The organism is Prosthecodimorpha staleyi, from assembly GCF_018729455.1.
Classification (GTDB): Bacteria; Pseudomonadota; Alphaproteobacteria; order Rhizobiales; family Ancalomicrobiaceae; genus Prosthecodimorpha; species Prosthecodimorpha staleyi.
The window spans coordinates 88,357-105,487 of sequence record NZ_JAHHZF010000010.1; the positions used below are offsets into that span (position 1 = coordinate 88,357).

Genomic DNA, 17,131 nt, shown 5'->3' on the forward strand with positions numbered 1-17,131 from the left:
TCGCCGCAGGAGCATCCGATGCGCCGCACCCTTCCGATCGCCGTCCTGGCTGCCCTCAGTTCCGCCCTTCCGGCCGCCGCCCAGACGATCTATCCGCTCGACCGGGCCGAGATCCTCGCCGGCAGCCTGTTCGACTTCAAGGTCGAGTTCCCCGGCGCTCCCGCCTCCGATGCGGTTTCGGTCACCGTGAACGGCGAGGATCCGGCCAAGGTGTTCGGCGCGGCGGCGAGCTTCGTCCAGAAGGAAGACGGCCTCGATCATTCCGCCCTGATCATCCGGGGCGCCACGGTGGCCAAGCCGGGCCGTTACGAGGTGGTCGCCAAGGCCGGCGACAAGACCCGGACGGTCGCCTGGGAGGTGTTCGGCACCCCGGCCCGGACGGCCCGCAACGTCATCCTGTTCGTCGGCGACGGCCTGTCGGTCACCGACCGGACCGCGGCCCGCATCCTGTCCAAGGGTCTGGTCGAAGGTCGCTACGGCGGCGAACTGGCCATGGACGACATGCCCAACATGGCGCTGATCTCGACCTCGGGCACGGATTCGGTGGTCACCGACAGCGCCAATTCGATGAGCGCCTATACGACCGGCCACAAGAGCTGCGTCAACGCCATGGGCGTCTACTGCTCGCGCGCCAAGGGTACGCTCGATCATCCCAAGGTCGAGACCATCGGCGAACTGGTCAAGCGCAAGGCCGGCATGGCGCTCGGCGTGATCACCAATTCGGAGATCGAGGACGCGACGCCGGCCGGCGTGGTCTCGCATACCCGGCGCCGCTCCGACTACAACGACATCGTCAAGATGTTCTACGACGTGAAGCCGGACATCATGATGGGTGGCGGCTCGCCGAACTTCCTGCCGAAGGCGGTCCCGGGCTCCAAGCGGACCGACGAGGAGAACTTCGTCGAGAAGTTCAAGGCCGACGGCTACGCCTTCGTGTCGACCGCGACCGAGATGCGCGCCGCCTTCGCGGAGGGGCGCGCCAAGGTGCTCGGCCTCTTCAACACCGGCAATGTCGACGGTGCCTACGACCGCAAGTTCAAGAAGGGCACGACGGCCCGGTTCCCCGACCAGCCCGACCTCGCCGAACAGACCCGGCTCGCGATCGACTCGCTCGCCAAGAGCGACAAGGGCTTCTTCCTGATGGTCGAATCGGCCCGCATCGACAAGTACAAGCACTCGCTCGACTGGGAGCGCGGCGTGTTCGACACCATCATGCTCGACAACGCCGTCAAGGTGGCCAAGGACTTCGCCGCCCGGAACAACGACACGCTGATCATCGTCGTCCCCGACCATGCCCATATGGTCGGCATCATCGGCACCTACGACGACAGCCTGCCGGGCCAGACCCCGCGCGAGAAGCTCGGCGTCTACGAGAAGTCGAAGTTCCCGCAATACAAGCCCGATGCCGACGGCTATCCGGAAACGGTCGACCTGCCGCTGCGCCTCGCCTACAGCTTCGGTTCCTACCCGGACCATTGCTTCGACGCCAAGCCGCATCTCGACGCCGAGTTCGTCCCGGCCGTGGCCGGGGCCGAGAAGGGCACCTTCGTCGCCAACGAAAAATACTGCCAGCCGGGCGCGGTCCGGGTCACCGGCAACCTGCCGGCGACGGCCAATAGCGGCGTCCATGCCGCCGACGACGTGCTGCTGACCGCCCAGGGCCCGGGCGCCGAAGCCTTCCGCGGCCGCCTCGACAATACCCGGGTGTTCCGTACCATCGTCACCGCCCTCGGCCTCGGCCGGGAGTGAGGATGCGGCCGCGCAGCGGCACATCCGTCCGGAGTTCGCGATGGTGACCGTTGCCCGCATCGACCGCCGCGCCTGTCTCGCCCGCCTCGGTCGGGCGGGCGGCCTCGCGCTCGGGTTCGGGCCGGCGCTCGGGTTCGGGCCGGCGCTCGGGTTCGGGTCGGCGCTCGCCTGGGCCGCGTCGTCGCCGGCTCTGGCGGCGGCGGCGGGCGATCCCGTCGCCATCACCTTCGAAGGGCTCTACAAGAGCTTCGGCGTGCTCGGCTACCAGTTCGCCGATCCTGTCGTTGCGCTGACCGGCCGGCCGGTGCAGATCGCCGGCTACATGGCGCCGCCCTTGAAGGCGGAAAGCGACTTCTTCGTCCTGACCCGCGAACCGCTGGCCATCTGTCCCTTCTGCCAGTCGGATGCCGACTGGCCGGTCGATATCGTGGTCGTCTATCTGGCCGAGGCGTCGCCGCTGGTGACCGCCGGGGCGCGCGTCCTGGTGACCGGCCGGCTGGACCTCGGGTCCTGGACCGACCCGGACTCCGGCTTCGTCAGCCAGTTGAGGATACGCGATGCCCGCTACCGCCGCGCCTGACCGGCCGTCACCGGCGCCCGCAGGAGCGGCCTTCCTGCGGCTCGAGGGCATTCGCGTCGAACATCGCGATGCCGGCGGCGCGCGCACGATCGGCCTGGCCATCGACCGGCTGGTCGTGGCGCCCGGCGAGGCGGTGGCGCTGACCGGGCCGTCCGGCGCCGGAAAGTCGACGTTCCTGGAACTGGTTTCCGGACTGCGGCGCCCGGATGCCGGGCGGGTGCTGTGGGGCGAGAGCGAAGTCTCGGCCTGCGGCGAGGCGAGCCGGGAAGCCTGGCGGCGGCGCACCGTCGGCTTCGTGTTCCAGGACTTCCATCTCGTCGGAGAGCTTTCCATTCTCGACAATGTCCTGCTGCCGCAGAGCTTTGCCGGATTTCGCGTACCCGCCGCGGCCCGCCGCCGGGCTTCGGACCTGATCGCCGCCGCCGGCCTGCCGGATCCGCAGCGCCGCGCCGGGCGCCTGTCGCGCGGCGAGCAGCAGCGCGTCGCGGTGGCGCGCGCCCTGCTCGCCGACCCGCCGCTCCTGATCGCCGACGAACCGACCGCCAGCCTCGACCCGGCAACCGGTGCGGCGATCGCGGATCTGATCCTCGCGGCCGCCCGCGCGCGCGGCGCGACGCTGCTGATGGCCAGCCACGACCCGCTCCTGACCGCCCGCGCCGACCGAATCCTGCGCCTGGAGGCGGGACATCTGGTCGATCCGGCCGGCATGAGCCGCGCCGAGGTCGCAGCCGTCCCGACTTCGGGAGCCGCAGCGTGAACCCGCTGCCGATGGTCCTGGCCGACCTGCGCGCCATGCGCTTCGGCGGCGTCGTGGCGGTTCTGCTGGTCGGGCTGGCGGTCGCCATCGGGATCGCGGTCGGCGCCCAGGAACGCGCCCTGCGCAAGGCCTCGGCGCGCGCGGCGGACGATTTCCCCCTGCTCGTCGGCGCCCCCGGCAGCCCGACGCAGATGGTCCTGACCGGCGTCTACCTCCAGGTCGAGGCCTTGCCGCTGATCGACGGTGCCGTGCTGGCCCGGCTCGCCGCCGATCCGCGCGTCACCGGCGCGGCGCCGCTCGCTTATGGGGATATCGTCTCCGGCTATCCGGTGATCGGCACCAGCGCCGCCTTCGCCACCCGGTTCGGCCGGATCGCACCGGCGGAAGGCCGCGTCTTCGCCGCCCCCGGCGAGGCGATCGTCGGCGCCGACGTGCGCTTCGGCCTCGGCAGCAGCCTCACCCCGGCCCATGCCACGGCCGGCCACCGTCACGTTCCCGGCGAGAGCGACGCCGAGGAGGCCAGCCATCGCCACGAGGCGGTCCGGTTGACCGTGGTCGGACGGCTGCCGCGCCTGGGCTCGCCATGGGATCGCGCCATCCTGGTGCCGGTCGAGACGGTCTGGGCGACCCACGGCCTCGGCGACGGCCATGCCGGCGCCGCGGACGGTGCGAAGACGGCGCCGATCGGCCCGCCCTGGGACGCCGCCGCAGTACCGGGCGTACCGATCGTGGTGGTCAAGCCGAAGGCGGTATTCGATGCCTACCGGCTGCGCAGCGAATACCGGCAGGGCGGCACCACGGCGGTCTTCCCGGCCGAAGTGCTGGTCTCGCTCTACGGCACCGTCGGAGACCTGCGCGACATCCTGGTCCTGGTCGCCGCGCTCGACGATGCGGTCGTGTTTCTCGCCATCCTGCTGCTGACCGTCACGCTGGTCGGGGCGCGGCGGCGGCGCTATGCGGTGCTGCGCGCGCTCGGCGCCGGGCGGGCCTATGTGGCCGCCGTGGTCTGGCTCGGCGCGGCGGCGCTGACCACGGCCGGCTCGCTGCTCGGCCTGGGGCTCGGCTGGTTCGCCGCGACGGCGCTGTCCTGGGCGATCGCGGCGCGCACCGGGCTCGCCCTGTCGGCGACGATCGGCGCCGGGGAAATCGGCTTCGCGGCCGCCATGGCCGGGCTCGGCAGCCTGTTCGCGATCCTGCCGGCTCTGGCGGCGACCCGCCAGCCGGTGGTCGAGGCCTTGCGCTCCTGACGCCGGAGCCGGCTCAGAGTCCGAGGCGCAGGCGAGACGACAGCTGAACGCGCGGAGCGTCCTCGGCCGGCGGCGATTCGGACGGCGGGCCGGACCGGTCTGCGCTGCCGCCGGACCGATCCGTCGGTCCGCCGGCGCCGTCGCCCTGGCGCAGGGCGTCGGCCAGCGCCTGCGGCAGGGCGAGCAGCAGGCTCGACACCATCGCGGCATCGAGCATGCCCTCGTCGAACTGCTTCTTCAGCCAGGCGGCCGTCTTGTCGTCATGAGCCTCGGCGCGCAGCAGACGCAATGCCTCGATCAGAGCCAGGCGGAATTCGTGCCCTTCCCGTTTCATCTCCGCCAGGGTCGCGCGGATCATGTCGAGGATGTTGTCCAGGGACTCGACCGCCTCATCGAGCCGGTCGCGTTGCCGGAGCAGAGCCGCCCGGCTCTTGCGCAACTCCTCCTGGCTGTCGAAGAGGTCGGCCTCGATGATCGTGGCCGTGGCGATATGGGCGGCGATCTCCAGGTCGAGATGCCCGATCTCGCCTTCGAGCCGGGCGATCTGGCCGGTCAGGGCCTCGCGCTCGTCGGCGAGCCGGCGCTCGGCCTCGGGCCCGCCCCTGGCGATGGTCGTCTCCACAGCGTCGAGGTTGCGCCGGGCGGCAACGAGATCGCCTGTCAGCGTGACGCGCTCGGCCGTCAGGCGGTCGATCCTCGCGCGGCATTCGACAAGCGCCGCCTCGTGTCGGCCGATGGTCTGCAGCAGTTCCGCGGTGCGCGCCTCCAGGCCGTCGATGCGCCTCTTCAGGGCGAGGCCCTGTTCGAAGGGCGTGACCGGCTCGCCCTCGGACAGGGGACCGCAGGTCTCCTCGAACTGGGCGAGCAGGCGGTTGAGCCGGCCGGAGGCGGCGCCGTAGCCGGAGGCCGGTCCGCCATCGAGATCGCCGGGCTGCAGCGGGCTCGGCCGTTCGATCGAGAGGTCCGGCGCCTCCGGCGTCTCCGGCACAGTCGGCTGGACCGGCAGCGGCGGCGGCGATACGGACGGAAAGCCCGCGATCAGGTCCCCGATCGGAATGCCCCGGTTCGATCCGATCTCCGCCATCTCGTGCGTCCCCTGCTGCGTCCGACCGCAGGAGAGCATGGCAGCGGGCCGGCGGATGTCACGAACGTGACGGGGCCGATCGGGCAACATCGGCGAATGGTCCGGCGTCGCGGCTGCCGGCTCCCGTCACGCCCTTCCCCCAACCCTTCGATCCGTGCCAGGATCTCGCCTCGCCACCCGCAGAGTCAACCGACGGAACGCCATGGACGGTTCTCGCCAGCCGGAACTCCTGACCACCGCCGAAGCGGCCGAGTATCTCCGGCTCAAGGAACGCAAGATCTACGAACTGATCGCCGAAGGTGCCGTGCCCTGCACCAAGGTGACGGGCAAGTGGCTGTTTCCGCGTGCCGAGCTCGACCGTTGGGTCACGGCCGGGCTGCATCGCCCCGCCGGCATGGCACGTGCCGAGCCGCCGCCGATTCTCGGCGGCAGCCATGACCCGCTGATCGAATGGGCGGTGCGCGAGTCCGGCGCCGGCCTCGCCGGCCTGGCCGAGGGCAGCGAGGCCGGTCTGGCGCGCTTCGCCCGCGGCGAGGTGCTGGCTGCCGCGATCCATCTCCATGCCGCCGGCACCGCGGATGCCAATACGGCCACCATGGCTTCGGACCCGGCCCATGCCGATTCCGTGCTGGTCGGCCTCGTCCGGCGCGAACAGGGCCTGCTGGTCGCCTCCGGCAACCCGCTCGGGCTCGCCGACCTCACCAGCGTGGTGGCGCGGAAGGCCGGCATGGCATTGCGCCAGACCGGCGCGGGCGCGACGCTCCTGCTCCTGAAACTGCTGGCCGCCGCCGGCCACGGTTTCGACGATCTGGCGGTGGCCGGGCCGCCCTGCCCGACCGGCCAGGACCTCGCCGCCGCCATCCGGACCGGCCGGGCCGATTGCGGCATCGCGACCCGCGCGGTGGCGGTCATGGCCGGCCTCGACTTCGTGCCGCTGACCTTCGAGGATTTCGACCTCGTCGTCCGCCAGCGCGACTATTTCCGGCCGCCGATCCAGGCCCTGCTCGGCTTCCTGGCGAGCGACCGCTTCCACGCCCGGGCCGCCGAGATGACCGGCTACGACACCGGCGTCACCGGGGCGATTCGCTGGGCGCCGTGAGCCCTGGTTGCCGTCTCCCGGCGGTCAGCGCACGTAGCGTGCGGCCTCTTCGACCAGACGGGTCAGCATGGTGCGCATGGTGTTGGTCATGACCTCGTCCTTGAAGCCGCCATGCTCCGCGAAGGCATCGCCGGCGCGCATCACCACGGTCATTTCCGGGATCACCGTGGCGCCGAGGCCGAGGCCGAGCGTCTGGCGCAGTTGGAGCAGGCCGCGATAGCCGCCGAGATTGCCGCCCGACGCCGCGCCGATCGCATAGGCGCGCCCCTTCCAGGGCGAGGGCTGGGTCTTGATCCGGCTGACCCAGTCGATCGTGTTCTTGAGCAGCCCGGTCATGCCGGCATTGTATTCCGGCGAGGCGATGAACACGCCCTGATGCTCGGTGATCAGACGATGCAGTGCCTTGGCAGCCTCCGGCGGACCGGAGGCGGCTTCGAGGTCGCCGTCATAGAGCGGCATTGGATAGTCGGCGAGCGAGATCTGGGTCACCGGCACGTCCATCATGGCCAGTTCCTTGACCACGATGCCGGCCAGCCGGGTATTGATCGAGCCGGCACGATGCGAGCCGGCGAAGACGAGAATGCGGGGATCAGCCATCCGTACCTCCTTGTGGGCCACCAGCATAGGACGCGTGCAGCCCGACCGGGAAGCGGCGCCCGGGGTTAAGCGGCGAAACCGGGCCGAGCGGCCGCGGTGGGCCGCCGAAGCGGCCGGGCGGAACACACCGGAGCGGACGGGAGGCCGGGTCCGGTGGGCCGGTCTGGATTGCGGCGTTCGGACGGCATGGCGGCGGACCGCCCGCTCCGATCGCTCGGACTGGGTCGCCCGGACCGGATCGCCAAGGCCGGATCGCCAGGGTTGGATCGGTCAGGCCGGCCGGCGATAGACCCAGACGCGTGCCGGGGGCAGGTTCATGACCACCCAGTTGGTCCGCTCGATGACGAAATTTCCTGCACCCGGAGGCACCGGCGGCACCAGGGCGTAGGAAAATTGGATGAAAGGCGCGCCGGGCGCCAGCAGCGACAGACAGTCGTCGAGCAGTTTCAGCCGCTGCGGCAAGGGCCGGGTGAACAGCGGCAGGCTCGACACGACCGCCGCCAGCGGCGTCTGCGCCAGTCCGTCCACGACCTGGCGCATCTGATAGGCGTCGCCATGGACGAACTGGATGCCGGGGAAGCGGTTGCGCAACAGCTTGCAGAATTCGCCGTCATACTCGATCGAAACGATGCGATCCGGGGTTACGCCGCGTTCGACCAGCGCCTTGGTGACCACCCCGGTCCCGGGTCCGAGTTCGACCACGGATCCGGCCAGGGCCGGATCGACGAAACGGGCCATCGCCTTGGCCAGCGCGGGACCCGACGGCGCAACCGCACCGACCTGAAGCGGCTTGTCGAGCCAACTCTTCAGGAAGCGAACCTCATCCAACACCTTGTGCCGGATCCCGTCCGGGAGGGCTCGCTTGTTCGGCTGTCCCATGAGGACTCCTGCTCGGTCTCCCGCGGCGGGAACCGTGATGACGTTACCGCCCGACACTATAGGCGAAATTCCAGATCGGCCAGATGCGGAATGCCGCAATGCGGAATGACCTGCCCTGCTTCAGCCGCCGAGATTGTCGAAAAAATCCTTCACCTTGGCGAAGAAGCCGGCCGATTCGGGATGGGTGTCGCCCGAGGAGGCGCGCTCGAACTCCTCCAGCAATTCGCGCTGGCGGCGGTTGAGGTTACGCGGGGTCTCCACGATCACCTGGATATACATGTCGCCCTGCTGGGCCGAGCGCATCACCGGCATGCCCTTGCCGCGCAGCCGGAACTGCTTGCCGGTCTGGGTTCCGTCCGGAACCTTGACCTTGGTCTTCTCGCCGCTGAGGGTCGGCACGTCGAACTGACCGCCGAGAGCCGCCGTGGTCATGGAGACCGGAACCCGGCAGAAGATGTCGGCGCCGTCGCGCTGGAAGAAGGCATGCGGCTTGATGCCGATGAAGATGTAGAGATCGCCCGCCGGGCCGCCGCGCGCGCCCGCCTCGCCCTCGCCGGAGAGACGGATGCGGGTGCCGTCCTCGATGCCGGCCGGGATGCTGACCGTCAAGGTCTTTTCGGTGGTGGTCCGGCCCGTGCCGCCGCACTTCGCGCAGGCCTCGGCGATCACCTGGCCGCGGCCCTGGCAGGTCGGACAGGTGCGCTCGATGGTGAAGAAGCCCTGCGCGGCGCGCACGCGTCCCTGGCCGCCGCAGGTCTTGCAGGTCTGCGGCGACGTGCCCGGCTTGGCGCCGGTGCCCGAACAGGTCTCGCAGACGATCGAGGTCGGCACGCTGATCTCGACCTGCTTGCCCTCGTAGGCCTCCTCGAGCGTGATCTCCATATTGTAGCGCAGATCCGCGCCGCGCTCCCGGCCGCCGCGGCCGCGCCGCTCGGCACCGCCGAACTCGCCGCCGAAGAAGCTCTCGAAGATGTCCGACATGGTCTGGGCGAAATCGCCGTTGAACCCGGGGCCGCCAGGTCCGCCGCCGCCATTCTCGAAGGCGGCATGACCGAAACGGTCGTAGGCGGCGCGCTTCTGGCCGTCCTTGAGGACGTCGTAGGCCTCGTTGATTTCCTTGAACTTGGCCTCCGCCTCGGCATTCCCGGGATTGCGGTCCGGGTGATACTGCATGGCGAGCTTGCGGAAGGCGCTCTTCAGGTCCTTCTCGTCGGCCGTCTTCGAGACCCCGAGGACTTCGTAATAGTCACGCTTGGACATGGTCGGCATCACTTCCCCAGCGGGACGTCGTCACGCAAAGCCGCCTCGTCCAACCGGTCATTCCTCCCCCGTGGCACCGCCGGCCCAAGCCGCCAGCGCGGCAGGCCGGACGATCGGACGGGCATGGCCCGTCCGGGCACCGGAAGAGGTTCTGAACGCGGCCGAAAGATCTCGGCGGCTCGTCTCATGCGAGACTGCCCGACGCGGATTTCACCACGCCGGGCAGTCTTCAGTCTTTGAACGGACTTCGGGCCCGGATCAAGCCGATTTCTTCTTGTCGTCCTTGACTTCCTCGAAGTCGGCGTCGACCACGTCGTCCTTCGGACCGGCCGCGCCGGCTCCGGGGGCAGCGCCGCCCGTCGCCTGGGTGTCGCGATACATCGCCTCGCCGAGCTTCATCTGCGCTTCCGCCAGCTTGTTGGCGGCCGCCGTGATGGCCTCGACATCCTCGCCGGCCAGCTTCTCGCGGGTTTCGGCGATGGCCGCCTCGATCACCGACTTGTCGGCCGCCGAGACCTTGTCACCGTAGTCCTTGAGCGCCTTCTCGGCCGAATGCACCAGACCTTCGGCCTGGTTGCGGGCCTCGACCAGTTCGCGCCGCTTCTTGTCGGAGGCGGCGTTGGCCTCGGCGTCCTTGACCATCTTCTCGATGTCGGCGTCGGACAGACCGCCCGAGGCCTGGATGCGGATCTGCTGTTCCTTGCCGGTGCCCTTGTCCTTCGCCGAGACGTTGACGAGGCCGTTGGCGTCGATGTCGAAGGTCACCTCGACCTGCGGCACGCCGCGCGGCGCCGGCGGAATGCCGACCAGATCGAACTGGCCGAGCAGCTTGTTGTCGGCCGCCATCTCGCGCTCGCCCTGGAAGACCCGGATGGTGACCGCGGTCTGCCCGTCCTCGGCGGTCGAGAAGGTCTGCGACTTCTTGGTCGGGATGGTGGTGTTGCGGTCGATCAGGCGCGTGAACACGCCGCCGAGCGTCTCGATGCCGAGCGACAGCGGGGTCACGTCGAGCAGCAGAACGTCTTTCACGTCGCCCTGCAGCACGCCGGCCTGGATGGCGGCGCCGATCGCCACAACCTCGTCCGGGTTGACGCCCTTGTGGGGCTCACGCCCGAAGAAGGACTTCACCACTTCCTGGATCTTCGGCATGCGGGTCATGCCGCCGACCAGCACCACCTCGTCGATCTGGCCCGCCGTCAGGCCCGCATCCTTGAGGGCGGCGCGGCACGGCTCGATCGTCTTCTGGACCAGGTCGTCGACCAGCGCCTCGAACTTGGCGCGGGTCAGCTTCATGGTCAGGTGCTTCGGACCGGTCTGGTCCATGGTGATGAAGGGCAGGTTGATCTCGGTCTGCGTCGCGCTCGACAGCTCGATCTTGGCCTTCTCGGCGGCCTCCTTGAGGCGCTGCAGGGCGAGCTTGTCGTTGCGCAGGTCGATGCCCTGCTCCTTCTTGAACTCGTCGGCCAGATAGCCCACGAGCCGCATGTCGAAGTCCTCGCCGCCCAGGAAGGTGTCGCCGTTGGTCGACTTCACCTCGAAGACGCCGTCGCCGATCTCCAGCACCGACACGTCGAAGGTGCCGCCGCCGAGGTCATAGACCGCGATCGTGCCGGTCGCCTTCTTGTCGAGACCGTAGGCGAGCGCGGCCGCGGTCGGCTCGTTGATGATGCGCAGCACTTCGAGACCGGCGATCTTGCCGGCATCCTTGGTCGCCTGGCGCTGGGCGTCGTTGAAGTAGGCCGGAACCGTGATGACCGCCTGGGTCACCGGCTGGCCGAGGAAGGCCTCGGCGGTCTCCTTCATCTTGCCGAGCACGAAGGCCGAGATCTGGGACGGCGAATAGGGCTTGCCGTCCGCCTCGACCCAGGCGTCGCCATTGCCGGCGCGCGAGATCTTGTAGGGGACGAGCTTCTTGTCCTTCTCCACCATCGGGTCTTCGTAGCGCCGGCCGATCAGGCGCTTGACCGCGAAGAAGGTGCGCTCCGGATTGGTCACCGCCTGACGCTTGGCGGCCACGCCGACCAGACGCTCGCCGTCATCCGCGATGGCGACGATGGAGGGCGTCGTGCGCGCGCCCTCGGAATTCTCGATGACCTTGGTGTTCTTGCCGTCCATGACAGCGACGCAAGAGTTCGTCGTGCCGAGATCGATGCCGATGACTTTACCCATGGGTCCCTCTCCTTCCGGCAGACCGTCCGGACCCCGAAGGCGTCCTCGCGGGGGCTCAAAGCCCCGAACGGTCCCCGACAGACCTTTGACGATCGGATTTGATGCGGTGCGGCGACCGGATCAGACCCGATCCGTGCCGTTCGACGGGTATATAGGTGGCCGGCAAATGGGCCGCAAGTCGCAGAATTCGCGGCACCGCATCCGGGTTCGAACGCATTTCGGATACAGGCCCCGGCGAACGCCCCGGAACGGCTCTCCAATTGTGTCGGCAATCGGCCGCTCGCTTACCGGGACTTAAGCTTCATAGCTGATCATGCCTCAGTTCCAGGCAGTTGCGCACCATGTATTGCGAGACCTTCACAAGCGACCTCCTCGCCAAGGATATGAGTGGCGACGCACGCACGGCCTTCAGCCGCTGGGCTGAATGGAAGGTCGGCGACCAATTGCCGAAGGCGTCCGACGTCTGGGCGTCGGTGACCGAAGATCAGGCGGCCTACTGGATCCTGCTGCGGCCCGTGGGCGAGGACGAGTTCGCCTACGAATTCTTCGGGCACGGCGTCGCCGACGCCTTCAAGGTCGACATGCTCGGCAAGACCACGCGCGACCTGGAGCCCGATGTCCGCGGCCTGTTGAACAGCCTCTACGCCTCGGTCGTCCGTTCCCGGCAGCCGGCGCTCGCCATCCACCGCGCCAGCTATGCGCTTGAGGTCCATCTCTGGGAACGGCTGGTTCTGCCGGTGCTGAGCGCGGACGGCGGTCTGCGCCTGCTGGTCGTCGCCCGCCCGCGGGCCATGGTGCGCGACCTGCTCAATGCCGTGATGGACGCGAGTCCGGTCGGCATCGCCGCCTTTCAGGCGATCCGCGGCGACGACGGCGAGATCGTCGACGCCACGATCACCACGGTCAATCGGGCCTGCGAGAGCTTCCTCGGCCGCGAAGCGCAGGACATGGTCAACAAGCGCCTGCTCGTTCTGTTTCCCGGCATCATCCAATCCGGCGCCTGGGAGCGCTACCGGAAGACGATGACCGAACGGGTCTCCGACGACTTCTCCTACTATGCCACGCCGGCTGGGCGTTGGCTCAACGTCAAGATCGCACCGCTCGGCGACGGCTTCATCATGGTGCTGACCGACATATCGACATTGCAGACTGCGCTGATCGAGGTCGAGCGGGAGAAGCAGAACGCCCAGCGGCTGCTGTCCGAACTGAAGAGCGAAATCGCGCAGCGGGAACTGCTCGAATCCAATCTCCGGCGCATCTCCTCGACGGACGAATTGACCGGCGTCCTGAACCGGCGCGGCTTCGACGAAGTGGTCGGCCTGAAGGTCAAGGAGATCCTCGAGCGTCGCGAGGCCGCCACGGTGGTCGCCGTCGACATCGACCGGTTCAAATATATCAACGACCAGTTCGGCCATGCCGGCGGCGACGAGGTGCTGCGGGTTCTCGGCGGCGTGCTCGCCCGCAACATCCGGGCGGGCGACGTGCTCGGACGCATGGGCGGCGAGGAATTCATGATCCTGCTGCGGGGCATTCCGCTCGAAGGCGCCTGGGAGGCGGCGGAGCGGCTGCGCATGGTCGTTGCCACCACGCCGATCCAGTACGAGGGCGTCACGATCGTCGTCACGGCGAGCTTCGGCATCCAGGAGCTTGGGCTTGCCGGCAGTCTCGAGAAGGCCCGGCTCGAGGCCGACCGGGCGCTCTATGCCGCCAAGGAGGTGGGGCGCAACTGCGTCCGCGCCTACGGTGTCGATCTCGATCCCCTGCGCGACATCGCCTGGTACAGCCGCCCGGGAGACGCCACGGATACCGCCTTTCTCGACTGAGACGCCTGCGCAGCCGGCGCCGCGTGGCCCCGTTCCCCCTCGCAGCGGCAGCCGAAGCCAACCGCGTTCCGCGCGATATCCGCTGTCGCTTCACGACCACTAGCCGGCTCAGTTTCGCTCCCGTTCAGGCTTGCGTTCGAGGGCGCTATCGGCGTACCGGTGTCGCCCCGATCGGAAATGGCCGGTTCGCGTGCCCCGTGCGGGCGGGAGCCAGTTGCCGCGGCCATATCGCCATAGCGGGGCTTGGACGGACGAGACGGCAGGGGTCGCAGACGCAATGGTCGGCAAGAAGGCAGGCGCTAAGGACAGGGGCAAGGACGGCCGCCGGCAGGTCGCCGCTCTCGTCTGGCGCCGCGAGCTCGACGGTTCGATCCGCATCCTGCTGATGACCTCTCGAGAGACCGGCCGCGCCGTGATCCCGAAGGGCTGGCCGATGCGCGAGCATGCCGACCACAGGTCGGCTGCCATTGAGGCCTATGAGGAGGCCGGCATTCTCGGCAAGGTGGCGAAGAAGCCGATCGGGCAGTATCGCTACTGGAAGCGGCTCGACACGCGGTTCATCTTCCTGACCGTCGACGTCTTTGCGCTCGAAGCCCGGGAGATGCGCACCGAGTTCCCCGAGCAGGGGCAACGCAGCATGAACTGGCTGGCTCCGGATGCCGCCGCGACGCTGGTCGACGAACCCGATCTCGCCGCCCTGATCCGATCCTTCAGTCCGAAATCGGCGCCTGCGCCGGTGTCGGAGGACCCGCAGGCCTGAGCGTGACTTTTTCGGTTGCCGGTCGCGCGATGATGGAAATCGGATCGCTCCCGCTTTAACGTTGGGATTCAGGTTCGGTGTCCGGTGCGTTCCCGAAAGATGGTTCACACGGGATCCGGTCCGACGACATCAGCACAAGGTTCGAATCGTCGGGACAATGGCGTCCCGGCGGGACAGGTGCCGGGGCGGGACAAGGATTTCGCACGACATGCCGATGAAGAGAGGGTTCGAAACCCTGATCGACGCCGCAGCCCTGCGGCGGCGGCTGACCGCCCTGGTCGAAGGTGGGGCGGATGGTGGCAATCCGGCGATCCGCGCCCAAGTCCTGGCGATCCTCAAGGAAGTCCGGGCACAGACCCGGGCCGAGATCGAGGCCATGCTGCTCAAGGACCGGCGCGGCTCGCTCTGCGCCGAGCGCCTGAGCCATGTCCAGGACGAGATCATCCGCGTCATCTACGATTTCGCGGTCCACCACGTCTATCGCGTGAAGAACCCGTCCGCGGCCGAGCGCATCGCCGTCACGGCGGTCGGCGGCTATGGGCGCTCGACGCTGGCACCGGGATCCGACATCGATCTCCTGTTCCTGCTGCCCTACAAGCAGACGCCCTGGGGCGAGAGCGTCATCGAATACATCCTCTACATGCTGTGGGACCTGGGGCTGAAGGTCGGCCACGCCACGCGCAATGTCGACGAATGCCTGCGCCTGTCCCGGTCCGACATGACCATCCGAACGGCCCTGCTCGAAGCCCGCTTCCTGTGGGGCGACGAGCCGCTGTTCCGCGATCTGGCGCGCCGTTTCGACGAGGAGGTCGTCCGCAATACCGGCCCCGAATACATCGCCGCCAAGCTCGCCGAGCGCGACGACCGGCTGAAGCGCCAGGGCACCTCGCGCTACCTGGTTGAGCCCAACATCAAGGAAGGCAAGGGCGGCCTGCGCGACCTGCAGACCCTGTTCTGGATCGCCAAATACTTCTACCGCGTCCGCAGGCCGGAGGAGCTGATCGCGGCCGGCGTGCTGTCGCGGGCCGAACATGTCCGCTTCAAGCGCTGCGAGGACTTCCTCTGGGCGGTGCGCTGCAACATGCATTTCGCGACCAACCGGTCGGAGGAGCGCCTGTCCTTCGACCTGCAGCGCGAGATCGCCCAGCGGCTCGGCTATGTCGAGCGCGCCGGCATGCGCGCCGTCGAGCGCTTCATGAAGCACTATTTCCTGGTCGCCAAGGATGTCGGCGACCTGACCCTGATCTTCTGTGCCGCGCTCGAGGAGCAGCACGTCAAGATCGCGCCGGTGCTCAATCGCTTCATCAAGCGGCTGACCAAGCGCCATCCCAAGACGCTCGGCAGCGGCGCCTTCATGGTCGAGAACGACCGGATCAACGTCACCGGCCCGGACGTGTTCAAGCAGGACCCGGTCCGCCTGATCCGCATCTTCCAGCTCGCCGACAAGGAAAACCTGGCATTCCACCCGGATGCCATGAAGCTGATCACACGCTCGCTCAGCCTGATCGACGACGAGCTCAGGAACAACCCGGAGGCCAATTCCCTCTTTCTCGATGTCCTGACCTCGAAGAACGATCCGGAGACCGTGCTGCGCCGGATGAACGAGACCGGCGTGCTCGGCCGTTTCGTTCCGGAATTCGGCCGCGTGGTCGCGATGATGCAATTCAACATGTATCATCACTACACGGTCGACGAGCACCTGCTGCGCTCGATCGGCGAACTGTCCGAGATCGAGAAGGGCACGCGCAAGGCCGAACTGCCGCTCGCCTCGGCGATCCTGCCCGGCGTTCAGAACCGGCGCCTGCTTTATGTCGCGCTGTTCCTGCACGATATCGGCAAGGGCCGGCCGGAGGATCATTCCGTCGTCGGCGCGCGCATCGCCACCAAGCTCGGGCCGCGCTTCGGGCTGACGCCGGCCGAGACCGATACGCTGGTTTGGCTGATCGAGAAGCATCTGGTCATGAGCATGGTGGCGACCAGCCGCGATCTCAACGACCGCAAGACGATCCGCGACTTCGCCGCCGTGGCGCAGAGCCCGGAGCGGCTGAAGCTGCTGCTGATCCTGACGGTCGCCGACATCCGTGCGGTCGGCCCGGGCGTGTTCAACGGCTGGAAGGGCCAGCTCTTGCGCACGCTCTACTACGAGACCGAGCCCTATCTGGCCGGCGGCCACAGCCAGATCACGCGCGACCAGCGCGTCGCAGCGGCCAAGCGCGAACTGGTCGAGAAGCTGGACGGCTGGGATGCCGAGGAGCGCGAGGACTATGTCGAGCGCCACTATGCGCCCTACTGGCTGCGCGTCGACCTGCCGCGCAAGATCGAGCACGCCCAGTTCATCCGCGCCGCCGTGCGCAGCGGCCGCAAGCTTGCCACCAACGTGACCCCGCGCGCCTTCGAGGGCGTGACCGAGATCACCGTGCTGGCGAGCGACCATCCCCGCCTGCTCTCGACCATCGCGGGCGCCTGCGCGGTGGCCGGCGCCAACATCGTCGACGCGCAGATCTATACGACCACCGACGGCCTCGCCCTCGACACCATCTTCGTCAGCCGCGAATTCGCCGACGACGGCGACGAGCAGCGGCGCGGCTCGCGCGTTTCCGGCCTGATCGAAAAGGCCCTGGCGGGCGGCGAGCGCCTGCCCGAACAGATCGAGCGCAAGGCGCTGGCCAAGCCGCGCGTGAAGGCCTTCCAGCTGCCGACCGACGTGATCGTCAACAATTCCTGGTCGGACCGCTTCACCGTGATCGAGGTCTCCGGCCTCGACCGGCCAGGCCTGCTCTACGACCTGACGCGCGCCATCTCGGATCTCAGCCTCAACATCGCCTCGGCCCATATCGCCACCTTCGGCGAGCGGGCGGTCGACGTTTTCTACGTCACCGACCTGTTCGGCCAGAAGGTCGAGACCCGGGTGCGCGAAAAGGCCATCCGCGAACGCCTGATGCGCTCCTTCGACGGCAAGCGCGACGTCAAGGCGGCTTCGTAGGAGCGGTTCAGGCAGACATTCGCAGCTTGCGGATGTCCGGTCGATTTGACGTTGCGGTCCCGATTTTGCCGGATCTGCTTTTGGGGCCGACAGCTTCAGTTCATCGACACAACTTGAATCCCCGAGGAAGTATCGCCACGGTTT

13 protein-coding genes are annotated in these 17,131 nt (G+C 68.4%); 8 read left to right on the forward strand and 5 right to left on the reverse strand.

The features are described from left to right. Positions 1-18 precede the first annotated feature (18 nt). The 4 genes from KL771_RS19740 to KL771_RS19755 are packed head-to-tail and all read left to right on the forward strand — an operon-like array spanning position 19 to position 4,333. Positions 19-1,749 (forward strand): alkaline phosphatase, encoded by a 1,731-nt coding sequence (locus tag KL771_RS19740; RefSeq protein ID WP_261970237.1) that lies wholly within the window; start codon positions 19-21, stop codon positions 1,747-1,749. A gap of 40 nt (positions 1,750-1,789) precedes the next feature. Then, on the forward strand, positions 1,790-2,329 hold the full coding sequence (locus KL771_RS19745; protein WP_261970238.1) for a hypothetical protein: 540 nt from the start codon (positions 1,790-1,792) through the stop codon (positions 2,327-2,329). Then, positions 2,307-3,086 (forward strand): ABC transporter ATP-binding protein, encoded by a 780-nt coding sequence (locus KL771_RS19750; RefSeq protein ID WP_261970239.1) that lies wholly within the window; start codon positions 2,307-2,309, stop codon positions 3,084-3,086. Before KL771_RS19745 ends, KL771_RS19750 begins: the two co-directional genes overlap by 23 nt. Further along, positions 3,083-4,333, forward strand: coding sequence for an FtsX-like permease family protein (locus KL771_RS19755; protein WP_261970240.1), 1,251 nt, complete (start codon positions 3,083-3,085; stop codon positions 4,331-4,333). Before KL771_RS19750 ends, KL771_RS19755 begins: the two co-directional genes overlap by 4 nt. Positions 4,334-4,346: 13 nt before the next feature. On the opposite strand, the gene KL771_RS19760 is transcribed toward KL771_RS19755, so the two are convergent. After that, entirely contained in the window at positions 4,347-5,417 is a 1,071-nt protein-coding gene (locus KL771_RS19760) for a hypothetical protein (protein WP_261970241.1), read from the reverse strand. A gap of 202 nt (positions 5,418-5,619) precedes the next feature. Between KL771_RS19760 and KL771_RS19765 the strand changes: the two genes are divergently transcribed. After that, positions 5,620-6,516 (forward strand): helix-turn-helix transcriptional regulator, encoded by an 897-nt coding sequence (locus tag KL771_RS19765; protein WP_261970242.1) that lies wholly within the window; start codon positions 5,620-5,622, stop codon positions 6,514-6,516. A gap of 24 nt (positions 6,517-6,540) precedes the next feature. On the opposite strand, the gene KL771_RS19770 is transcribed toward KL771_RS19765, so the two are convergent. The 4 genes from KL771_RS19770 to dnaK all read right to left on the reverse strand — a co-directional run bounded on the left by KL771_RS19770 (position 6,541) and on the right by dnaK (position 11,421). Further along, the gene (locus tag KL771_RS19770; RefSeq protein WP_261970243.1) at positions 6,541-7,113 is read right to left on the reverse strand and encodes an NADPH-dependent FMN reductase; all 573 of its coding nucleotides are present in this window, start codon (positions 7,111-7,113) and stop codon (positions 6,541-6,543) included. Positions 7,114-7,383: 270 nt separating this feature from the next. Continuing rightward, on the reverse strand, positions 7,384-7,944 hold the full coding sequence (locus KL771_RS19775) for a class I SAM-dependent methyltransferase (protein ID WP_261970244.1): 561 nt from the start codon (positions 7,942-7,944) through the stop codon (positions 7,384-7,386). A gap of 168 nt (positions 7,945-8,112) precedes the next feature. After that, positions 8,113-9,252, reverse strand: a complete 1,140-nt coding sequence (gene dnaJ / locus KL771_RS19780) for a molecular chaperone DnaJ (protein WP_261970245.1) — start codon at positions 9,250-9,252, stop codon at positions 8,113-8,115. Between the two features lie 258 nt (positions 9,253-9,510). Beyond that, entirely contained in the window at positions 9,511-11,421 is a 1,911-nt protein-coding gene (gene dnaK, locus KL771_RS19785; RefSeq protein ID WP_261970246.1) for a molecular chaperone DnaK, read from the reverse strand. Positions 11,422-11,762: 341 nt separating this feature from the next. Between dnaK and KL771_RS19790 the strand changes: the two genes are divergently transcribed. From KL771_RS19790 to KL771_RS19800, 3 genes are all read left to right on the forward strand, one after another. Further along, positions 11,763-13,244, forward strand: coding sequence for a sensor domain-containing diguanylate cyclase (locus tag KL771_RS19790; protein WP_261970247.1), 1,482 nt, complete (start codon positions 11,763-11,765; stop codon positions 13,242-13,244). A 277-nt stretch (positions 13,245-13,521) separates the two neighbouring features. After that, positions 13,522-14,004 carry an NUDIX hydrolase gene (locus KL771_RS19795; protein WP_261970248.1) on the forward strand — a complete coding sequence of 161 codons (483 nt, stop codon included), beginning with the start codon at positions 13,522-13,524 and terminating at the stop codon, positions 14,002-14,004. 214 nt (positions 14,005-14,218) lie between these two features. Then, a complete protein-coding gene (locus KL771_RS19800) occupies positions 14,219-16,987 on the forward strand; it encodes a [protein-PII] uridylyltransferase (RefSeq protein WP_261970249.1) in 2,769 nt (922 codons plus the stop codon). The last annotated feature ends 144 nt before the right edge of the window (positions 16,988-17,131 follow it).